The 19,652-nt window shown below is 70.2% G+C and carries 20 protein-coding genes; 7 read left to right on the top strand and 13 right to left on the bottom strand.

Going from position 1 to position 19,652, the window contains the following annotated elements; translation table 11 throughout:
- Window positions 1–12: 12 nt before the first annotated feature.
- The 7 genes from ACQKM2_RS02010 (at window position 13) to ACQKM2_RS01980 (ending at window position 6,358) form a co-directional block, all read left to right on the top strand.
- Complete coding sequence (locus ACQKM2_RS02010; protein WP_427705449.1) at window positions 13–1,353, top strand: right-handed parallel beta-helix repeat-containing protein; 1,341 nt, start codon at window positions 13–15, stop codon at window positions 1,351–1,353.
- The gene (locus ACQKM2_RS02005; protein ID WP_427705447.1) at window positions 1,350–2,078 is read left to right on the top strand and encodes a hypothetical protein; all 729 of its coding nucleotides are present in this window, start codon (window positions 1,350–1,352) and stop codon (window positions 2,076–2,078) included. The genes ACQKM2_RS02010 and ACQKM2_RS02005 overlap by 4 nt, the downstream gene beginning before the upstream one ends.
- 415 nt (window positions 2,079–2,493) lie before the next feature.
- Entirely contained in the window at window positions 2,494–3,003 is a 510-nt protein-coding gene (locus ACQKM2_RS02000) for an alpha/beta hydrolase (RefSeq protein ID WP_427705444.1), read from the top strand.
- A gap of 288 nt (window positions 3,004–3,291) precedes the next feature.
- The gene (locus ACQKM2_RS01995) at window positions 3,292–3,885 is read left to right on the top strand and encodes a serine hydrolase (protein WP_427705442.1); all 594 of its coding nucleotides are present in this window, start codon (window positions 3,292–3,294) and stop codon (window positions 3,883–3,885) included.
- Between the two features lie 43 nt (window positions 3,886–3,928).
- A complete protein-coding gene (locus tag ACQKM2_RS01990) occupies window positions 3,929–4,552 on the top strand; it encodes a hypothetical protein (RefSeq protein WP_427705439.1) in 624 nt (207 codons plus the stop codon).
- A 410-nt stretch (window positions 4,553–4,962) separates the two neighbouring features.
- Entirely contained in the window at window positions 4,963–5,853 is an 891-nt protein-coding gene (locus tag ACQKM2_RS01985) for a transporter (protein WP_427705436.1), read from the top strand.
- Between the two features lie 337 nt (window positions 5,854–6,190).
- Entirely contained in the window at window positions 6,191–6,358 is a 168-nt protein-coding gene (locus tag ACQKM2_RS01980) for a hypothetical protein (protein ID WP_427705434.1), read from the top strand.
- A gap of 241 nt (window positions 6,359–6,599) precedes the next feature.
- On the opposite strand, the gene ACQKM2_RS01975 is transcribed toward ACQKM2_RS01980, so the two are convergent.
- The 13 genes from ACQKM2_RS01975 to ACQKM2_RS01915 all read right to left on the bottom strand — a co-directional run bounded on the left by ACQKM2_RS01975 (window position 6,600) and on the right by ACQKM2_RS01915 (window position 19,423).
- Window positions 6,600–7,118, bottom strand: coding sequence for a hypothetical protein (locus tag ACQKM2_RS01975; protein ID WP_427705432.1), 519 nt, complete (start codon window positions 7,116–7,118; stop codon window positions 6,600–6,602).
- A 74-nt stretch (window positions 7,119–7,192) separates the two neighbouring features.
- Window positions 7,193–7,780: a DUF6262 family protein gene (locus tag ACQKM2_RS01970; RefSeq protein ID WP_427705430.1), complete on the bottom strand. Its 588-nt coding sequence runs from the start codon at window positions 7,778–7,780 to the stop codon at window positions 7,193–7,195.
- Complete coding sequence (locus tag ACQKM2_RS01965) at window positions 7,777–8,007, bottom strand: hypothetical protein (RefSeq protein WP_427705427.1); 231 nt, start codon at window positions 8,005–8,007, stop codon at window positions 7,777–7,779. Before ACQKM2_RS01965 ends, ACQKM2_RS01970 begins: the two co-directional genes overlap by 4 nt.
- A gap of 959 nt (window positions 8,008–8,966) precedes the next feature.
- Window positions 8,967–10,103 (bottom strand): DnaB-like helicase N-terminal domain-containing protein, encoded by a 1,137-nt coding sequence (locus ACQKM2_RS01960; protein ID WP_427705425.1) that lies wholly within the window; start codon window positions 10,101–10,103, stop codon window positions 8,967–8,969.
- Window positions 10,103–11,353, bottom strand: coding sequence for a DNA cytosine methyltransferase (locus tag ACQKM2_RS01955; RefSeq protein ID WP_427705422.1), 1,251 nt, complete (start codon window positions 11,351–11,353; stop codon window positions 10,103–10,105). The genes ACQKM2_RS01960 and ACQKM2_RS01955 overlap by 1 nt, the downstream gene beginning before the upstream one ends.
- Window positions 11,350–12,219, bottom strand: a complete 870-nt coding sequence (locus ACQKM2_RS01950) for a hypothetical protein (RefSeq protein ID WP_427705730.1) — start codon at window positions 12,217–12,219, stop codon at window positions 11,350–11,352. The genes ACQKM2_RS01955 and ACQKM2_RS01950 overlap by 4 nt, the downstream gene beginning before the upstream one ends.
- Window positions 12,220–12,418: 199 nt before the next feature.
- Window positions 12,419–13,234: a hypothetical protein gene (locus ACQKM2_RS01945; RefSeq protein ID WP_427705420.1), complete on the bottom strand. Its 816-nt coding sequence runs from the start codon at window positions 13,232–13,234 to the stop codon at window positions 12,419–12,421.
- A gap of 89 nt (window positions 13,235–13,323) precedes the next feature.
- The gene (locus tag ACQKM2_RS01940) at window positions 13,324–13,776 is read right to left on the bottom strand and encodes a hypothetical protein (protein WP_427705417.1); all 453 of its coding nucleotides are present in this window, start codon (window positions 13,774–13,776) and stop codon (window positions 13,324–13,326) included.
- A gap of 323 nt (window positions 13,777–14,099) precedes the next feature.
- On the bottom strand, window positions 14,100–15,893 hold the full coding sequence (locus ACQKM2_RS01935; RefSeq protein WP_427705415.1) for a type IV secretory system conjugative DNA transfer family protein: 1,794 nt from the start codon (window positions 15,891–15,893) through the stop codon (window positions 14,100–14,102).
- A 46-nt stretch (window positions 15,894–15,939) separates the two neighbouring features.
- Window positions 15,940–16,719 (bottom strand): DUF317 domain-containing protein, encoded by a 780-nt coding sequence (locus ACQKM2_RS01930; protein ID WP_427705413.1) that lies wholly within the window; start codon window positions 16,717–16,719, stop codon window positions 15,940–15,942.
- Complete coding sequence (locus ACQKM2_RS01925; protein ID WP_427705411.1) at window positions 16,716–17,957, bottom strand: ATP-grasp domain-containing protein; 1,242 nt, start codon at window positions 17,955–17,957, stop codon at window positions 16,716–16,718. The genes ACQKM2_RS01930 and ACQKM2_RS01925 overlap by 4 nt, the downstream gene beginning before the upstream one ends.
- A gap of 38 nt (window positions 17,958–17,995) precedes the next feature.
- Window positions 17,996–18,520 (bottom strand): hypothetical protein, encoded by a 525-nt coding sequence (locus ACQKM2_RS01920; protein WP_427705409.1) that lies wholly within the window; start codon window positions 18,518–18,520, stop codon window positions 17,996–17,998.
- 177 nt (window positions 18,521–18,697) lie between these two features.
- Complete coding sequence (locus ACQKM2_RS01915; RefSeq protein ID WP_427705407.1) at window positions 18,698–19,423, bottom strand: hypothetical protein; 726 nt, start codon at window positions 19,421–19,423, stop codon at window positions 18,698–18,700.
- Window positions 19,424–19,652 lie beyond the last annotated feature (229 nt).

Below are 19,652 nucleotides of genomic sequence, written 5' to 3'. Positions count from 1 at the left end.
AATGGCCTCCCAGTGCTGCGTTCACGGTGGCGAACCCTCGCGGCGGTACCGACCCTTGCCCTCACCGCCTCCTGCGGACTGCTCCCGGCGGGCGGTGCCGCGACCACGGACAAAGGGCATTCGCCGAGCGTGATCCGGGTTCCGGCCGATGCCTCGACCATCACGCAGGCGGTAGACCGTGCCCGCCCCGGGGACCTCATCCTCCTCTCGCCCGGCGTCTACAAGGAGACCGTCACGATCCGCACCGAGCGGATCGTGCTCCGCGGCACCGACCGCAACCGCGTGGTCATCGACGGCGAAGGGCGGCGGGGCAACGGTGTCGTCGTGACCGCACCGGGTACCTCGGTGGAGAACCTCACCGTGCGCGGCCACCTCCAGAACGGCGTCCTCGTCACCGGCATGACCAGCGGGGGCGAAGGCGTGGGCCGCGGCAGCGACGGCTACCACCGGCTCGACCCGAAGACCGACCCTCCCCTGAACGGCTTCCGCGTCCGCTACGTCACCGCGGTCAACAACGGCCTCTACGGGATCTACGCCTTCAACGCCCACCACGGCCTCATCGAGCACAACTACGCCTCGGGCTCCGCCGATTCCGGCCTGTACGTCGGCCAGTGCAAGCCCTGCGACATCGCCGTCCGGGGCAACCTCGCCGAACGCAACGCGGTCGGCTACGAAGGCACCAACGCCAGCGACCGCATGTGGGTGACCGGCAACCGCTTCAGCGGCAACCGGGTCGGCATGACCGTCAACTCCGACTACCTGGAAGCCCTCGTACCGCAGACCGGCGCCACCATCGCGGGCAATCTGATCGCCGACAACGCCGCGCCGGACACGCCCGAGCAGGCCGACGGCGGGTTCGGCATCGGGATCGGCATCGCCGGGGGGCGTGCCAACACGGTCCTCCGTAACCGTGTCACCGGCCATCCCCGCGCCGCCCTGGTCCTCGCCTCCGCCGAGGACCTGCCTCCGGTCGGAAACCGTGCCGAGGGCAACCTCTTCCAGGCCAACACCCTCGATGTCGCCTACCTGGCATCCCCCCGCGCCCCCGGCAGCAACAACTGCCTCACCGGGAACACCCTCGCCACCACCCTCCCCGCCGACCTCGCCACCACCATGACCTGTCCGGGCGACGCGGCACCGGCCGCCGGACCGACCACCGGGCTCACGAGCCCGCCCGCCCCCGTCGGCACACCTTTCCTCGACGTCCCGGCTCCCCCCGCCCAGCCTCAGATGCCCCACGCGGCCACGGCCCCCGCCGAACCCGCCACCGGCCTGCCCGGCCCCATCGACCTGGCGTCCGTACACCTGCCGGCCCCCGGCCTCCTCACCGAGTGGAGCCGGGACCGCCGATGACACCCCGCCGCCACCTCACAGCCGCAGCGCTCACCTGCCTCCTCGCCCTCACCGCCTGCACCACACCGGCCGACGGCACCACCGACGCCGCCGGCTCCGGCCCCAGGCGCCTCACCGCCGAGGAAGCCGACCGCCTCGCCCTCGCGCGCTTCGCCACCTACCGGCGCGGAACCGGCAACATCACCGTCACCATCCCCACCCGGGGCCGCACCCTGCACCTGTCCGGCCGCATCGACTGGCGCCGCCACACCGGCTACGCCACCCTGCGCACCGACGACCACCCACCGACCACCCAACTCGTGCGCTGGAACCTCACCCGCCTGCGCACCCACCCGGCGACCACCGGCCCCCTGCCCGAGCACCCGCCCGCGGACGGCTGGCAGGAGCGGCCCCTCGAACGGCTCAGCTCCACCCTGGACACCGTCCTCCTGCTCCTCCTCAACCTCTCCGCCGACCGCCCCGACAACGCCCAGCTCCTCACCAACAGCACCGCCCGCCGACTCGGCGAGGAACGCATCGGCACCACCCCGGTGATGGTCGTCTCCGGCCCGGCCCCCGCAGGGCGCGCCCCGAACTCGCCCGGCAACACCCGCTACTGGATCGACGCGACGGGCAACCTCCTGCGCTTCACCGCCCGCCCCGGCGGCGAAACCGCCTGGACCACCGCAGACCTCCCCCAGACCCCGGCCCCGCCCTTGCCGCCGGATCCGACGCCGTCTCCCTGAACCGCGCTCTTGACGTTCGGCCGTGGCGTACAAGGCCCCGCCACGCCAGGGCGTGAGGGCAGGTGTGCTTGGCCAGGGCAAACGTGGAAGTCCGCCCCGAGTGCCGGCGGAGGGGGCCATCTGGAGAAGGGCACCTCCCGTGCATGTCGGCCGCCGAGGCCGACTCCTCTGCGGTCTGGTCGGCGACGTGATGGGAGTGGGTCGGCGGCTGCCATCGCGTCGCTGTTGGACGAGGTCATTCGTCCCTGCACCCCGTGGGGCAACGCCTTGTGTCGAGCCCTGTAGGGGTAGCCGTGGCATCCGGGCCGTCGCCCTGTCGGCGAAAGCCCCGGCCGCGACGTTCGAGCCGGGCCCCTGCCCGCCCACGATCGAGCCCGATCCGGCCTACGACAAAGCGCGCTGTGGCAACCTCGTGGTGCCGGAGAATCGTGCCAACCCGAACGGTCGCACCATCCGGCTCGCGGTGGCGATCGTGCCGGCTGCCTCGTCGCACCCGGCGCCCGACCCGGTCGTGTACTTGTCGGGCGGCCCGGGCGAGGTTCCGATTCCGTCGGCCAAGGTGCTGATCGATGCCGGAATGAATCGTGACCGCCGGCTCATTCTTCTCTCCCAGCGCGGGGAATCGTCCTCGCAGCCGGAGCTGACCTGTGCCGATCTCGACGAGTTCCGCGCCCACAGCGTTGGCCTGGTCTATGACTCCTCCATGACGAAGAGGCAGCACCTGGAGGCCGCCACGGCATGTCACCGCAAGCTGGCGGGTACCGGCGCCGACCTGAGCGCGTACAACACCACTGAGAACGCTGCCGACGTCGCGGATCTGCGTACCGCGCTGGGCGTTGACCAGTGGAACGTCTACGGGGCTTCCTACGGCACCGATCTGGCACTGACCCTCATGCGGGAGCACCCGCAGGCATCCGTTCGGTGACCATCGACGGCATCGTGCCGCCCGACGCGGTCACCCTCGGCGGGTTCTGGAAGAGCGCCCGAGAGGGATTCGACGGGGTGTTCCGTGCTTGTGAGGCCGAGACCGCCTGCCGGGATCACTATCCGGACCTGGAGTCCACCTTCACCGGGCTGGTGCGCGAGCTGGAGGCCAACCCTGTAGAAGCGTTGGTGAAGGTGCGGTGGCGCAGCGGTGGGCCTCGTTCTGGGTCGCTCCGGAGTTCTACGGGTAGTTCAGTTACGGACTGGACTACGGGGTGGCATGCAGTGAATGGGTGCCGTACGAAGCGCCGTCACAATTGCTCGCCCGTGGACGGGCGGAGTTCCCGGAATACCCTCCGGCGCGAACTCCACCATCCCCCCACCGCACCCGCGCGGCTACACGCTCTTCGGCCAGTCCGCCGGGGCGGCCCCCGTCGACGCCACCGACTGGAACCCCTCGGTCGCCTGGACCGCCGGGGGACTGACGTCGACGGCACGGGATCTGCTGGCTTTCGGTCGGGCCATGGGCACCGGGAAGGGCCTGCTGCCACCCGAGCAGCAGGCCGAGCGACTCGACTCGCTGCTGCCCGAGCCGGGAAAGCCGGAAGCCGGCTACGGCCTTGGGCTCATGGGGATGCGCGACTGGATCGGGCACACCGGGGAGATTCCCGGCTTCACGGCCACACTCTTCTACCACCCCGGGCTGCAGGCCACCGTGGTGGTGCTGGTCAACAGCGACATCGCGTCGGGAGCATGCCCGCCCCGCGTACCCACCTTGGCGGACAACCGCCGCGACCGTCCGTGTGAGGCACCGGCGAACCTGATCAATGCCGCCCTCGCGGACGCCCTCGGCAAGCCCGTTCCACCGCCGCCCACCCCATGAGAACGTCCGTGGAATGGGCGCCGACCCGCGCGAAGCTCGGTCCGTGACTGGTCCGGAGTCCACACGGGCGCTCGGTCCCGGGCTCCGGGCCCACATCGCCACATCGCTCGCCGACTTCCAAGCCGCCTTCGCGCGGCTCGTCAACAGTCCCGGAACTGTCCTGAAGCAGCCGCCGGGAAGCCGCACCGATGCGGTCTGGACCGATGTCGCAACGGCCGGGAACCTGACGGCCCTCACATCGGGTCTGGCCAACGAGCTGGCCCGGGAGTGGTTCGCGAGCGATCCGTCGCGCCCATGGATCCTGTTCGTCGCCGACCGCTCCGCCGATCTGCTCTCGCTCTGTCGCATCGAGCACGAGCGCGCATGGTTCGGCGGGATGTTCTCCAGCGTGAGCGATCACGCCGGATACCGGACCCTGGTCGAGCGGTACGCCGCTCAAGGCGCCGCCTTGGAGGGGCGGCGGAGCCGCGTCCGCAACGCTCTGGTGCACGGTAATCCCGCTGGCTTCACGATCGTCGGGTCCGTGCGCGAGTACGCCGAGTTCCTCAGCGGTGGCGCGCTCAACATTGCTCTGGAGTCCTACATCGAGGGCCCGGACCGCAGCGGGTACGGCCACTCCGGGAAAGCAGGCCGACCGTCTCATCGAGGAGGCCATGGAAGAGCATGACCGCGCCGGTCAGGGCGCCCACCCGCGTGGTGAGCTCGGTTTGGTCCGTGGCTGGTCCGGAGCAGCCGGTCTGGAGCGGAAGGCGGGCGGGAGGAATCGGGAGGAACAGTAAGAACCTCTGTCCGCGTCCAGCAGGTCGAGCCGACGGCGCCTGACGGGCAAAGGCCCAGTTCAGGCGCCGTTTCTCGTGAACCTAGAAGAATCCGAGCTTCTTGGGGGAGTAGCTGACCAGGAGGTTCTTCGTCTGCTGGTGGTACAAGCATCGCGGCGCCCTGACCTGCGCAGATGTGGCAGTTAGGGCCTGCTGAAGCAGCGCTGGTCCGGGATTGGTCCGGATCTTGGTCCGCCCTGACTGGCGGAAATACCCCTCGGTCCGCAGGTGTTACCTCTCGGCACATGCGACAAGGGGGGTGGCAAGCCTGAAGCTGTTCTACACGAAAAACGGCGTGACCGAGGTCACGCCGCGATTGGCTGAGGCTGAGGCTGATGTGCAGGGCCTGGTCGAGGGAGCGATGGAGGCGATGCTCGGGGTGCGATTCCTCGCCTCCGAATACAGCACCGGCTCTGTGCACGGCGGGCGCATCGACTCGCTGGGGGTCGATGAGAACGGCGCCCCGGTGATCGTCGAGTACAAGCGTGCGACGGACCCGGGGGTCATCAACCAGGGCCTGTTCTATATGGCGTGGCTGGTGGACCACCGGACTGAGTTCCAGGCGCTGGTGCGTGAGCGTCTCGGGGCGACCGCGGCCTCGCAGGTGCTGTGGAGCGCGCCCCGGTTGATCTGCATCGCGGGCGACTTCACCCGCTACGACCTTCACGCGGTGCGTGAGCATCGCCGGTCGATCGACCTGGTCCGCTATCGCCTGTACGGCGAACACCACATCGCGCTGGAGACGGTCGCTGCTTCGGTCGCCGCCCGGGCCAAAGCGCCCAAGCGCCTTCGCCGCATCGGTGCCGCCGGCACCCCGCCCACCCAGCCCGCGCCTGCGGCAATCGCGTACCTGGCGTCGGCGGTGGACGAGCTGCTTCTGGGGCTGGGGGAGGACGTCAAGAAGGTCAGACGCCAGCAGTACGACGCCTACCAGCGGCTGCGGAACTTCGCCTGCGTGACGCCACGGCAGGACAAGGTCCTCGTGTACCTCAAAGCCGCCCCCGCAGCGGTTGACCTCGTGCCGGGTTTCACAAGGGACATGACCGGCCTGGGGCACCATGGCACCGGCGACCTGGAGGTACAGCTGCGCTCGGAGGAGGACGTCGAGCGAGCGGTGGAGCTGTTCCGGCTGTCCTACGCGGCGGCGTAGGGGCCGTCGACTCGGCGTCGACTCCACGTGCCGGGCGCCGGAAAGGGGTGTTCGCGAGCAGCGGGATGGGGGGAGGGTCCTCGGCGGGCGCCTTTCGACGTGACGGGTGGGACGTGGCGGTGGAGTTCTCCATCTTCCGCACGATCCCCGGTTTCGGAAACCGGGGATCGTGCGCTATGTATCGCCCAGCCGTCCATGGCGGGGCATGGGCGCTGCTCGGCCACATGCCTCGATCGGGCTCGTTTCACGTCTTGCGTACAAACGTTCGAGCGAGCAGGGTTCCGTACTTCCGAGCACGTCACCAGCCCACTTCGACAGGAAGCGAGCGAAGACGACCATGGCCAAGCAGCAGCCCGTAGAGACCGGTACTTCATCCCTGCTGATCGCGGTTGAACACCTGGCCCGCGTGCAGGACCGCTTCGACACCCAGGAGTCCGACCCCACCGGAACCTCGGCCGGCGACGACGGGGAGAACCGCGACGGTCTGAACCACCCCGAGGCGTAACCCCGTCCGAGTTCGAGCCCCGCATTCCGGGCCCACGCGCACTTTTCCGAGTTCCAAAGTGTCAGCGTTGGCCCTGAGCTGGGGGGATGCGTCGCGTAGGTGTCCGCGACGTTGTCAGCTGTTGAGGGCGGAGGTGCTGGTCGGTTGGTGCCGGAGCGCGCGAAGGCCCCTTCGGCGGGATGCCGACGGGGCCGTGCGGTTGCGAGGACGCCTGCCCAGAGCCCGCGGTTCCAGGGGCCGGTTAGCTGAAGAGGCCCGAGCCGGAGGGGGTGACGACGGTCGATTCGGAGTCGAGGGTCATCATGATCTGCTTCCGGGAGTGGGTGGTGCTTGACGTGGAGGTCTCCTCCTGGATGCCGATTGTGACGCTCCGTGCGGCGGGGTTGGGCTGGAAGTCCAGGGTGAGCGTCAGCGTCCACGTGCCGTCGAAGGTGGCAGATCCCCGTCGGGGGGTCCAGTGGAGGATCTCGTGCGTCCCCGCGTCGTTCGTGAGGCGCAGGACGTCCCAGCCTCCGCCCTGGCTGGGCAGGCTTCCGCCTGTGGTTTCGACGTTGATGGTGTCGGGGTCCTTCACCAGGTCGCCGGGGCCGGTGCCGAGGGGGACGGCGAGCGTGACCTGGCTGGCCTTCACGCTGGTGGGCAGGTCTTCGCCGATGGTGATGGAGAGCCGGTCGGTGTCCGGCTGGGTGGTGCCGGCGAGGATCTCCGGCCGGTGGCTCAGCCGGTAGGACAGCAGGGTGTTCGGTGCCTCAGCGCTCATCGGTCGTCCTTCTTCCAGATAGCAATAGCCAGAACGCCCAACGTAGCGACAGATGATCACGCGCGCGGGTGCTTTCAGGATGATCCGGGCGGCCCTTGGAGCTCAAGAACCTGTGCTTCGAGGCCGGCGACGCGCTTGTCGGCGAAGCGGAGGTTGGAGCGGGCGCCTTCGAGTCGTTCTTGGAGGGTGCGGTGCTCGCGGGTGAGCTGCTGGACGCGGGCCTTGAGGGTGGTGTTCTCGGTGGTCAGGGCTTGGACGGACTCGCCGGGGACCATCTGGTCGAAGTCGCGGATCTGGCCCATGAGCTCGCCGATCCGCTGCCGCTGGGTGAGGATCTCCTTCTGACTGTGGGTGAGTTCGGCCTCGGCGTTCAGGGCCCGCTCGCGCCAGGACGCCTCGACGCGGTCGTGTTCGGCCTGGCCGTGGCGATCGTGCCGGCTGCGGCTGTCGGCGGCCGCGTTCTTGACCAGCGTGAGGGCGGTGGCGTTCTCGTAGAGGAACGTGGCCGAAACGCCGGCCCGCTCCGCGACCGCCCGGACCGTTAGCCGTCCACGTTCGCGGCGGAGCTGGCCGATCGCTTGCTCGACGGCCGCGAGTTTGTCCTCGGTCTGGCGGCGGCGGGCGGCAATGGCCGCCGTGGTGGAAGCAGGGCCGGAACTCATGCGTCCTCCTCGGTGTCCGGTGCGGCCAGGTCCTGGGCCCGGAAGGCGGTGGACCAGACCTTGCCGAAGTAGTCCTGCGGCCGTCGTAGGTCCAGGGCCAGGGCCTCCTCGAGGAGGCCGACCGCGGCGCGGGCCGTCTCCAGGCCGGCGATCGCGCGCGCGGTGGGGTCGAAGACTTCGTGCAGGTAGTCGGCGGTCGCGCTGTCAGGTGCCCGTTCGGCGAGCATCCGCCACTGCTCGCGTTTGCGGTGCCAGTAGACGAGGTCGGCGCCGGAGAGGACGAACTTGTCACAGCCGTGGCAGTTGAGTTTCCAGGGGCCTCGGGGTCGAACTCAGCCCGGGCTGTCAGGGACTCGTGGTTGGCGATTGTCGTGTCGTCATCACCGGTGCGGTACTTCTCCCACTCCGGGCTGGTCTCCAGAAAGTTGGCCAGGAACGCCTCGTGCTCGCCGGGGCCGGCGGTCGGAGGCTCTGTCGGTGCCACCCTGGAGGTCCCGGCGGTTGCATCGCTAACACCCTTGGAAGCCGTCTCGGTCCGGAGGGTGGTGCTGCCAGCTTGGCGGACGGATCTCTCGCGTCGAGTGAGAGGGGCCGGGCCCGGTCGGACGGCGACGGTGTACAGCCTATGGAACTCGCCGAGTGCCTCTGCTTCGTCGTCGTACTCCTGGGTGATCTGGCGGAGGTGGTTCTCTCCGTGGAGGTGGATGGTGCGGCGGAGGCCGCTGGTGTAGGTGCCGACGGCGACGGTGGTGTGGCCGTCGTCGGCGTGGAGTTGGATGATCAGGCGGCCCTCGGCGATGTCGTCGTGGATGCGCTGGGCCTCCGCGCTCACCTCGCGGACCTCATCGCGGGTGCACCAGGGGTACGGGTAGTTGCCCCAAGACCACTCCGTGTCGATCTCTTCCTGCAGGGGTGGGGTGATCTCGACGGTGAAGCCGTACCGGATCAGCGGTGTGGCCGCGGCGTTGGCGTAGTACGGCTCCTCGTGATCGGTGCGGGCGAGGACCATGGTGTCGGGGCCGGTGCTGCGGAAGCCGAGGCCATGCAGGTGGGAGCGGGCGGCGTCGCTCGTGGGGCCGGATGTCGTCGCGATGACGCCCGGGTGGTGTTCCGGGTGGAGGGTGAATCGGATGTGTGCGTCGGCGGAGGCATGAGACATGAGGGGCCTTCGGGTGAGGTGGGTTGGTCATCGGCCGGGCCGGGCCGGGGCACGCGCGGCGGGGCCGGCTCGTGCGGTCGGGCTGCGGACGGATGGAGTACGCGATGCCGTGGACTGAGGAACGGGGGCCTTTTCGACAGGGGCGCTGGTGGCCTGGTGCCATCGGGCCCGGGTGGATGACAGGGCGGCGAGGGCGCGTCGGCTGCCGGTGGCCAGTTGGTGGACGGAGGTGGCTGGGTCCGCCGTGAGCGCTTCGATGCGGGCCGCGACGGAGGCGGCTTGGCTGAGGAGAGAGCGCTGGAGGATCTTCTGGCCCCAGTGCTCGGGCGCACCGGCGGGGTGGGAGACCAGGTCGAGGAACTCGGCGGGCCCGAAGCCCTTGTGGAGTAGGCCGCGCTGCTGGGCTTCCCACAGCAGGGTGATGGGGTCCACCGGTGCACCCTGGCGGGCGAGTGCGGTCAGGCAGGCGAACAGGGCGGCGTGCGAGGGGACCGTGAAGTCGCTTTCGTGTAGCCACCGCATTCGGGGCAGCTCTTCGGGGTGGGCGGTGGCTGTGGCGAGCAGCATCCGCTCCTGGTCCTCCGCCTCCGCGGACGTCTCCGCCGCCGGTTCGGGCCCAGGCGGGGTCCGGGGCATCGAACCGGGGTGGGAGGGAAAGGCCGTGGCCAGCTCGTCGAGATAGACGGCGAGCTGGTCGGACCGGGCGAGGACGACCCCAGCCGGGTCGGGCCCCGGGGCGCGGGCGGCCTGGGCGAGGAAGCCGGCGTGCTGACGCAGGACACGGCGGGCGTGTCCGGATCGGACCATCTGCGCGTAGGCCGGGGCGTGGGCATCGGCAGGGCAGACGCTGATCAGCAGGTGAAGGTAGGCCGCCGTCAGCGCTCGGGCCTGGGGCTGCGCGGCGGCAAGGAGCTGGTTCGGCCACACGGGGCTGGTGCGATGGACCTCGGGGGTAGGCGGGGACACGGTGCGCATCGCCGCGAACAGCGCGCTGTGGGCGGTGTTGGCGAAGTGCTCGGGCTCGAGGAGCCCGATGGTCTTCAGCCGCTCGGGGACCAGGAGCAGGGCGCCGAGCAGCGCCTGCTCGGCGTAGTGGACCACCGGCGTAGGCGCCGGGTCCTCCAAGAACTCTGCCTCCGCCTCGGCGCGGGTGTGATTGGCCATCACGCCGCCAGGACGAAGTCGTTGCGGCTGACCGTGCGTTCCACGTGGGGCGCGATCAAGTGGGCCGCGAGCAGTGGAGGTACCGCATTGCCGATCTGGGAGAAGCGCTGGCCCTTGTTGCCCTGCCACGGGTAGGACGCCGGGAAGGACTGCAGGATCCCGGCCTCCTCGGCAGTGATCCGGATCGCCGGCGGTGCTCCCCCTGCAGCTGAGTCCGCGGGGGTGGCGGACCGGGTGGTCCAGACGCACTCGTTGGCCCGGTTCCCGAAGAACAGGGTGGCCGCCGGCTCGGTGACGGCGCGGACCGCCGCGTTCGCCTGGCTGTTGCTGCGCAAGACCCAGTCCCCTTCCCCTGCGCACCGCGGTGACGAGGGCGAAGGCCCGGCACCGCAGCGGCAGGGAGATGCGATCTTGGGACTCCGACCGGGTATCGGGCGATGCGGGGGGTTCCGCCAGGCGCCGCGGTCGCGGGCGTCGGACAGCGTCTTGCGGGAGCCGGAGGGGAAGGGCTCCGGTCCACCGCCGGGACCGCCGCCGGCGCAAACGGTGGGCACGGGACCGTCGGTGCGGCCCCAGCCGAGGGCTTCGGCCATGGACACCCACTTGTGCCGGCCGGGCCCGAACAGGGACTCCGGTTCGACGAACTTGGCGTGCGTGGGTTCGGGTGGGACGGCCAGGCGCGTTCGGGAGGCGATGAGGATCGCCCGCCTCCTGGTTTGGGGTATCCCGTAGTCGGCGGCATTGAGGATGCCGCTCCAGGTGGAGAACCCCCAGGTGCGGAGCACTGCGGCGTACTGCTTCCACAGCGGTGCGACGTCGGGGACCTCTTCCATCAGTACCCACTCCGGCTGGCCGGCCTGCTGCAGGGCGTGGAGGTAGCGCATCGGCTCGGCGGCCAGCAGCGACCGCGGGTCCTGGCATGCTGAGAGGAGTTGGGGGCGGGTGTCCCGTCCGGCGGCCAGGTCTGCCACGGTCTCGTGGACGAGGGGCTGGTCGACCAGTCCGAGGCGTTTGCCGGCCGTACTCCAGGCCTGGCAGGGCGGGCTCGCTATCAGGCCGCGGGTCCGCCCGACGAAGGGGCGGACCGGGTAGAGCGCGACGTCGGTGCGGATCGTGGTCTGCCCGGTTGCCGCACGGGTCTTGCAGGCCCATTCGTCCCACTCCAGGCCGACGTCGCGTACCCCCAAGACGTGCAGGGCGTGCCCCCAGCCGCCCGGACCGGCGAAGAGGTCCAGGACGAGGTCTCTCATACGGCCAGCCCGAAGCCGTCGCGGTCCGGTGCACTCTGCTCGCCCCGACAGGCCCACGGCGAGCAGCCGTCCACGACCCCGGCTTCGAGTTCCTCGGCGTCCGGTACGTCGCTCTCCTGCTGCAGGGCAGCCCACTCCGAGGCGGTGACATGGTCGATCGGCGCCTCGGAAAGCGGCACACGGGACCGGTGCAGATAAGCCTGTCCGAGCAGCCGGTTTCCGTTCGCGTTCGCGCGGGCATTTCCCTGGCGTATGGCCGCATCGAATTCGACGACATCGGCCCACTCGTCCGGGGACGAATCCCTGATACTCCGCCACTGGGCGTTTCCGTGGAAAGGGCAACCGAGGCAGCTCGACTTGGGTGTGTCGGCCAAGCCGAGGCTGCTCAGATAGCGGACGCAGTCCGTCCTGGACCAGCCTATATCGATGAGCGGGTGGACGTTGTGCATGTACTGGACGCCGGAGTCCTTCGCCCGATGGAATTCGTCCGTACTGATGCCGACCCACTGCTCGACAAATACCCCCTTCGGCACCCTGGACGGGTAGGGGTATCCGAGGATATCGCGGATCTTTTTCTTGATCGGTTTGATTTTATATTCACCCGTGCATTGCCGCCGCGTCATCCCTTGCTTTCCGTCTTGATTGAGGATGTAAAGCGGCATGGAGGCGAAGCGGTGGCTCGGGTTCAGTGCGTCTTCGCGAATGTTGCCCGAGGACACCCGAACGATCGGGATTCCTGCCGGTACGGCGACTTCCCGTTCGAGGCGGTCGAGGTGCTCGTACACCTTCCTCGGTTCCCAGCCGGTGTCGGCGAAGACCGCGATGTCGATCTTGGGGAGGGTGCCGTCTGCGGACAGGCACAGCAGGGCGGAGCTTTGAATCCCGGCACCAAGTGAAAGTGCGCGCAGGGCCGGGCGGGTGGTCGTCTCGCCGGCGGGAGGCGTACGTCGGGGCGTGGCGAGGGGCGTGGTGGTGGGGATGGGGGGTCCTTGCGGGGTACTGCCGTCCGCCGCGGGGCTCGGCGGGATGGGCATGGGGCGGGTCGGAGGAAGGAGACGTTCGCCGTCAGCGGGTTCGTGCGGGCGTCGGCGTAGTGGGGGCCGGGGCTGCGGCGGGAGCTGAGATGGTCGGGGTGGCCGTGGGGGCGGCGAGGAGTGCCGCCACGGCGCTCGTGCCGCCGCGGGTGAGGCGGATGCGGTCTTGCGGCGGCCCGCCGTAGAAGGCGGGCGGCGCGGAGCCGGGCTCGTGTGCGATGAGCCCCTTGCTCTCCAGGGAGCGCAGGGTGCTGATCCGGACCCGGTGGTCGCGGCTGTGGACGTACTCGCGGCCCATGCTCTGGGTCATCACGACATGGCCCCGGGCGGTGGCGTGGAGCGCAGCGAGTTCGGCGGTGTTCAGGCCGTCGGCTGCCGTGGCTGCGGCAGGTCGTCGCCGCTGTGTTTCCCGGGCGATGGTGGCGGCCGACTCGACGACCGCTCCTGCGGCGAGGGCGGTCAGCTCCTGCGCCAGCTGGATCTGGTGGCGGACGCCTTCGGGTAGGCCGGAATGCTCGGGCGCGGCGGAGAGGGCTTCTTGTGCCTCGGTCAGATGGCGGGCGGCCTCGCTGCTGAGGTAGGCGAGCTGCTTGATCCGGACCAGGGCGTCGATCAGGTCGGCACTCGCGTACAACTGCTGGTCGTGGACCGCCTTGATCGCTGTGAGGGACTCGTGGGCCAGGTGATTCGCCGAACCGGCGTGGGCTTCCAGGTCTGGAGGCGAATCCGCGGTGGGCCGGATGAGGTCGACGGCGTCGTTGTGCCGTGTGAATTCGCCGGCGAGGGTGAGCAGTCGCTCGACGGGGGTGAGCGGCTCGGGTACGTCGAACAGGAGATCGTCGGTCATGGGCAGGAGGGCTTTCGGTGAGGGCGGTACCGGAGCGGTAGGGGGACGCTCTGCGGCGAGCCGGGGTGTCCGGGACGTGGCCGGATGGCTCAGGGGCGGGACCGGACCGGGGCTCCGGCAGTGGGGGCTGGCATGGGGAGGGCCTGCGCCGGTGCGGGGGGAGTGCCGGCGCCCGGTGTGAAGGCCGGGGCCAGCTGTTGCAGTTCGGCGGAAAGGTGCTGAGCAAGCGCCTGACTGGTCACGAGGCGGGAGGCCACCGTCTCCGGCAGGTGGTGCCAGCGGGCCTGGTGGCGGGCCCGCTCGATGAGTGCGGCGGCGGCCTCCAGCTGGGTGGCGACCTGGCCGAGCACGAGCTTCTGGTCGTCGTCGTGCTCGGTGGCCTGGAGGAGTTCGTCCAGTGCGCCGGGAAGCGGAAGGCGTTCGCCCGGCAGGCCGTACAGCTCGGCGTGCAGGGCGTTGGCGAGGCCGAGCACGGATCCGCCGGATGAGTGGTTTCCGTAGCGGGATTCGGCGCCGCGCAGCAGCCCGAAGTGGACGGTCACGACATGGGGCGGGGGCGGCGGGACGGTGGAGATGCGGGTGGCGAGGGCGCGGGCGATATCGGCAGGCGTGGGGCTGCCGGTGGGATCGGTCGGGGACGTGAGAACTCCTGCGGGTGGGTGAGGGCGCCGGCTGCCGGTGGCGGAGCCATCGGCTGCGCGGGGAACCGGGTTGGGCGGCCAGGGCGGCGCTGGACGCCGGCGCGGGAGCCGGCGAGGCGACGCCGAGGGGCGGACCCGACTGCTCGGGCGCTCTGCCGGTGCGCTGCTGCGTTCGATGGCCGCGGCGACGTACTGGCACGAGATCGAGGCCAGTTCAAGATCCGTCAGACGGCCTTCTTGAAGTCGGCTTGCGTGGGCGCGGCCTTGGCGATGGCGCGGGCGGTGATGGCGTCGGAGGCGGCCTTGGACGACGCGGCGAGTTCACCGGCGCCCGGCTCGAGATACCAGGGGCGCAGGTCGAGCATGGCGGCGCGCAGGCCGGTCGCGAAGAGGAGGGCGGTGCCCTTGGGTAGGGCGCGGATCCGGTCCGCGGGCAGGATCCGCTCCTGCCTCATGCTGATCGAGGTGGACTTGCCCGACTCGGAGATGGAAGTGGACTTCGTCTCCACGTCGTGGTCGCCGATCAGCCGGGAGAGCTTGTCCGCGAAGTCCGGGTCGTCGATGCCGGACCCGATGACCTTGATCGTGGCTGCGGACCACATAGCGTCCATCCCCGCGTCGCCCCAGGTTTTCTGCCCCTGCCTGTAGGACTGCAAGATCGTTATCGGGATGATTCCGCGCGATCCCAGGTGCGAGTACAGGTCGGGGAGGTCGCTGATTCGGCACACGTTTGCGGCCTCGTCGAGGATCGCGAGCATGGGCGGGTCGAGACGTCCGCCGGTGCGTTCGGCTCGGGCGGTCGCGGCCCGCATCACCGAGTCCGCGCACGCTGCGATCAGCGCAGAGGCTCCGCCGCCACCGTCCTTGGAGAGAAGGAACAACGTGTCCGTGGAGGCCACGAACTCGGCCGGGCGGAACTCCGGCAAGCCCTTCTGGGGGGTCACCCAGGCTGCGATGTCGGCGCTGAGCAGGGCGGATGCGTACTGTCTCGCGGTCTCGTAGATGCCGTCGCGTGTCTCCGGGGGGCCTTCGACAGTGCCCTTCAACTGGGCTGCAACGGAGGTGAATCCGTGGTCGCGCAGAATGTCGAGCGGTCGGCGGTCGGCAGGGAATGCGAGCCACGTCATCACGTCCGTGATCGGGCGGTTGTCGAGGGCCGCGGCCAGGAGCAACTGCGCCAAGATGTTGGATCCGGCCTTGGACCAGAAGTCGCCTTGCTGGCTCGCGTCGACGGAGGCGGCGAGGAAGTGGCCGGCGAGCCGGTTCGCGCCCTCTAGGGACTTCGCGTCCGACAGGGGGTTCCACCACATGGTGCGCGGGGCGTGGGCGATCTGCTGAGGGTCCATCGACCAGACCCGACCCACCTGGCTGCGGGCGTCGAAGCAGGTGGTGTAGGCGTCGCCGGCGGCCTTGTTGCTGGTCAGGAGTACGGCGCCGGGCGCGGCCAGGATGGAGGGGATCGCCAGCGAGGTGGTCTTCCCGGAGCGCGGTGCCATGATCGCCACCGCGACGTCCTCGTACCCCATGCGGACTTCGGTGCGGCTTCCCTGCAAGTTGCCGAGGAGGATGCCGGTGTCGGACGGGGTGATGCGGTCGGAGTCCTTCAGGCTGGGCCGCAGCGAGCGGGCCTTGGCGGTGATCGCGCTGGCCAGCAGCGGCTCTATGTCCCGGGCCTTCGCGGTGCCCTGGACCCGGCGCTTGTTCTTCCCGCCGAAGGTGCCCTTGTGGCGGCTCCACCACAGGCCGCCGAAGGCGGCGAGGGCGATCAGGGCGAGGACGGGAAGGATCCGGGCGCCGATCAGCAGGGACGTTTCTCCCAGGCCGGGCCAGAGCTGGTCGGGGCGTATGAGGGCGTCGGCGGGCCGGTAGGCGGCCCAGGTGTTGCCGGTGGCCAGGGCGGTGAGGTTCCCGCTGAGCCAGGCGAGGTGGGCGAGGGGGACGGCGACGGCGAACAGGCCCAGGAGGACCTTGAAGGCTATGTCGTAGCCGTCGGATGAGGAGGGGCTGGGCTGGGACAAGGGCGGCGCTGTTCCGTGAGGGGCGGGGCGGGAAGGAGGGAGAGGTTCAGCGGGTACGGCGCGGCAGCGGACCGCCAGGAGGCTGGGGAGGCAGGGGCCGGCCGGTCTGCTGGGCGGTGAGGCGGTTGATGCGGGCCCACAGGGCGTCCTCGGCCGTTTGGGCGGGGACGCGCTCGCGGGCGATACCGACGCTGTAGCGCAGGAAGGCGGGCATCTCCTTCTCGTCGCGCAGCAGCGGTTCCGGGGAAGCAAGGCCGGCGAGGACCGCGGTGACCAGATGGGGCGGGGTGTGGTCCGAGAAGTACGCCCGCCAGACCGGCCGGTCGCTCGGCTCGGAGGCCCAGGGGCCGTCGAAGGCGGTGACCTTGATGTGCACAGCGCCGAGGGGGTGGCGGGAGACGGTGACGAACTCGTCGGGCGAGTCGACGCGGTGGTCCAGGATGGAGCGGTGCCATCCAGCCTGTTCCAGGACTTGGAGCGGGTCCGCCGGGTAGTGCGCGGTGGGGTTGGTGGTGAGGGCATCGGTGGCGGTGGCGACGATCTCGGCGGGAGTACGAGCGTCGAAACGCATGGTCCACGCTTTGCCGTCGTTGTCGGCCCCGGTGTGGCGCAGGGTCCACCAGTGGTCGTCCGGGCTTGGGTTGAGCAGCAGCTCGGTCTGGTGGTCGCGGCGGGTCAGCCGTACGACCGGGCTGAGCGGGAGGTGCGCTGCCCGCCAGCGGAACGCCTGCTGCAGCGGGGCGGTCACCCAACGGGGATCCCCGCCGCCGGCCAGGTATCGCGGAGCGACCTGGGCCAGTACCGGCGCCTTGTCGGGCTCGCTCACTGCTGCCCGTCGGCGGTGACGGTGAGGGCGATGTGGTTGGCGGTGACGGTGCGGCGCGCGACGGCGAGGTCGAGGGTGTCGGCGTGGGTGGCGAACAGGCCGACGCGGGCGGAGTCGAGGTCGCCTTCGGGCGGCAGCAGGACCTCGTCGCCTTCCTCCATCAGCCAGGCGGGGCCGTGCACCCACCCGGTGGTCTCCGTGAAGGTGGCGGGGATGGCCCGCTGGGCCAGGGTGCCGGAGGCGGGGGCGTAGAGGACCTTGATGGCGACGGCCTGCTGTCGGGTGGGGGTCAGGGCGGGCGCCTGGCCGACGGCGAGGTCGGCGGCGATCCGCGGCAGCGACAGGCCGGTGGCCCGCCAGACCGCCCAGCCGATCCAGTCTCCGCCGATCCGGCCGTTGACCTCGATCACGCGCGGCCCGGACGGTGTGAGCCGCAGTTCCACGTGCTGGATGCCGTTCACGGTGCCGGTCGCCTCCACCGCCGCGGCGGCGATGGGCGCGACGGTGGCCAGCAGCGGGTCGCCGGCGGTCAGGGTGTGGCCGATCTCCTCGAAAAGCGGCTCCGGACCGAGCTCCTTCCGGGTCAACGCCACCGCGGTGGTCACACCCTGGTACGTGACGCACTCGACGCTGACTTCCTCGCCGGACAGGTATTCCTCCACGAGAACGACGGTGTTGTCGCCGCCGTGGAGCTGGACACCACGGGTGGCGAAGGCGTACGCCGCGGCCAGATCGTGCTGCGTCTCGGCCTTGATGACGCCGATGCTGCCGCCGACCGAGGCGGGCTTGACGACGACCGGGTACCCGATGGCCTTGGCCGCAGCCAGTGCCTCGTGCAGGGAGTTCGCTGCGGTGGACTGGGCCGACGGAACGCCGCGGGTGGCGAAGGCGGCGCGGCTGGCGGCCTTGTCCCGGCAGGTACGGACCGACTCCACGCTGGTCGTGGCGAGGCCGAGGTGCTCGGCCAGACGGGCCACCGCGGTCAGATGCCCTTCCGCCCAGGTCACCACGCCAGCGACCGGGTGGCGCGCGGCGAGCGCCTCGCAGGCGGCGAAGAGGCCGGCCTCGTCCTCGAAGTCCTCGACGATCTCGTGGTCGACGACGTGGGGCTGCTCCCAGGTGAGGGGGCCGGTGGTGATGACGGCGACGTCGTACGCGTCGGCGACCTGGCGAAGGCAGTAGCCGCGATAGATGTCGTCACCCGGGGCGACGACGAGAACGAGCGGGCGCAGGGACAAGCGGACTCCAAGGCAGAAGGGAAACGGGAGGGGGTGGTTCAGCGGCGGGTCGTGTGACTGGCGCTGGCGGGTGGAGCAGGCAGCGGCGCGAAGGTCGTGATCCGGAGGCCAGGGGCGGTGCGCGCGGCGGTGGTGTGGATCTCCAGGACGGCGAGGCCGTGGACGAGCCAGGTGCAGAGGGCGCTCCACGCCTCGGGGTTGCGGGCGTCGACCGCGGCGTCTCTGGCTTCGGGACTCGCATGAGGATGGGCAGCGAGGAGTTCTCCGTACGCTGTCCTGGTGGCCGCTATCTGGTCGATTGCGTCGCGCAGTTGGGTCAGTTGCCAGGCCCACCGGTTGTGGACGGAAGCGATCGGGATCCGGCCGAGGTCGGCTTCGGCGGCATCGAGCAGGACGCCGGCCTCCTCAGGCACGGGCTTGAACGCCATCCACACCGCGCGGTCCCGCTCGGCCTTGCGGCCGTCGTAGGCCTCAGGGTCGTACGGCCAGCCGTCGGGGTCGGCGTGCTCGTCGGAGTACAGGTCCCAGGCGTTGAGCGCAGAGTTCGCCGCGCGAAGGAACACGGACAGGCGGCTGACCATCTCTCGGTGACCGGGGGACGGAGGTGATGCCGGGGCGAGCGGAGTGGGACATGGGCGGGCCTTCCGCCGTGCTGCTCCGTGGGGGTGGTACGGGGCTGCACGGCGGGGGGTGTTGTAGCCGTTTAGGGGTGGTTAACCCTGCCGGCGCTGCTGCGTGTACTAGTGGCGCTCCTGGAAGAACCGGTAGCGCATGAGGTCGGCCTCGCGGAGCCAGACGTATGTGAGGTCCTGGATGCGGCCGGCGAGGTGGTAGGCGCCGAGGTCGTCGATGGTGGGGTCGTCGGTGGTGGGGAGGTTGTTGTTGGGGTTGCCGTCGGTGTTGGTTTGGCCGTCGAGGGGGCCGCCGCTGTATTCGAAGGGGCCGGTGGGGCGTTCGGTCTCGTCGGTGATCCAGTAGTAGCCGCGGCTCAGGACGCTGATTCCGTCGAGTTTCTGGAGGTGGAGGTAGTGGCCCTTGGCGTCGGCGGGGGCCTGGGGGCCGGCGGGGCCGCTTTCGGCGTAGTTGTAGTCCTGGCCGTCGAGGGGGCCGCCGAAGATGGGGGTTCGCTCCGGGAACGGTTCGGATACCTCCCAGTGGGCCTTGATGTGTTCGCGGGTGGCGCCGTTGTGGATGGTGACCTGGGCGGTGGTTTCGGTTTGGCCGAAGGTGACGTTGACGTCGTAGGTGCCGGTGTACCAGGCGCCTGAGGTGCTGCCGAAGTTCTGGCTCCAGGTGTGGGTGCCGCCGTCACCGACGCTGTACTCGCGGATCCGGTGCTGGCCGTTGAGGTAGATGTTGAGCTGTGCGGTGCCGCTCTTGTTGGTGGTGTAGGTGCCGCTGATGGTGGCGTATTTCTTGTCGCTGGAGAGTTCGGCGTCGGGGTTGACGGTGACGTTGTCGGCCATAGGGGTGTCCTGCTTTCCGGGTTGAATAGAGGTGACGGCGTGACAGGTATCACCCGGTGCGTGCCTGCGGCAACGGAAAGATCGTTTTCGGCCATGCGGGCGTCGGGTTATGTCCTGACGTGCCCCTGACCTGCGGCAGGGTCCGGGGTGGGCGCGGAGCGGACACTCCGGGTGGGGGAGCGGCGCGGACCTCGCCCAACGGGGCGGAGACCCGGACCCCGTGAAACGG

The organism is Streptomyces sp. NPDC004126 (assembly GCF_050275515.1).
Lineage (GTDB): Bacteria > Actinomycetota > Actinomycetes > Streptomycetales > Streptomycetaceae > Streptomyces.
The sequence above is the reverse complement of the archived record's forward strand: the minus strand, read 5'-3'. Positions and strand labels throughout refer to the sequence as shown.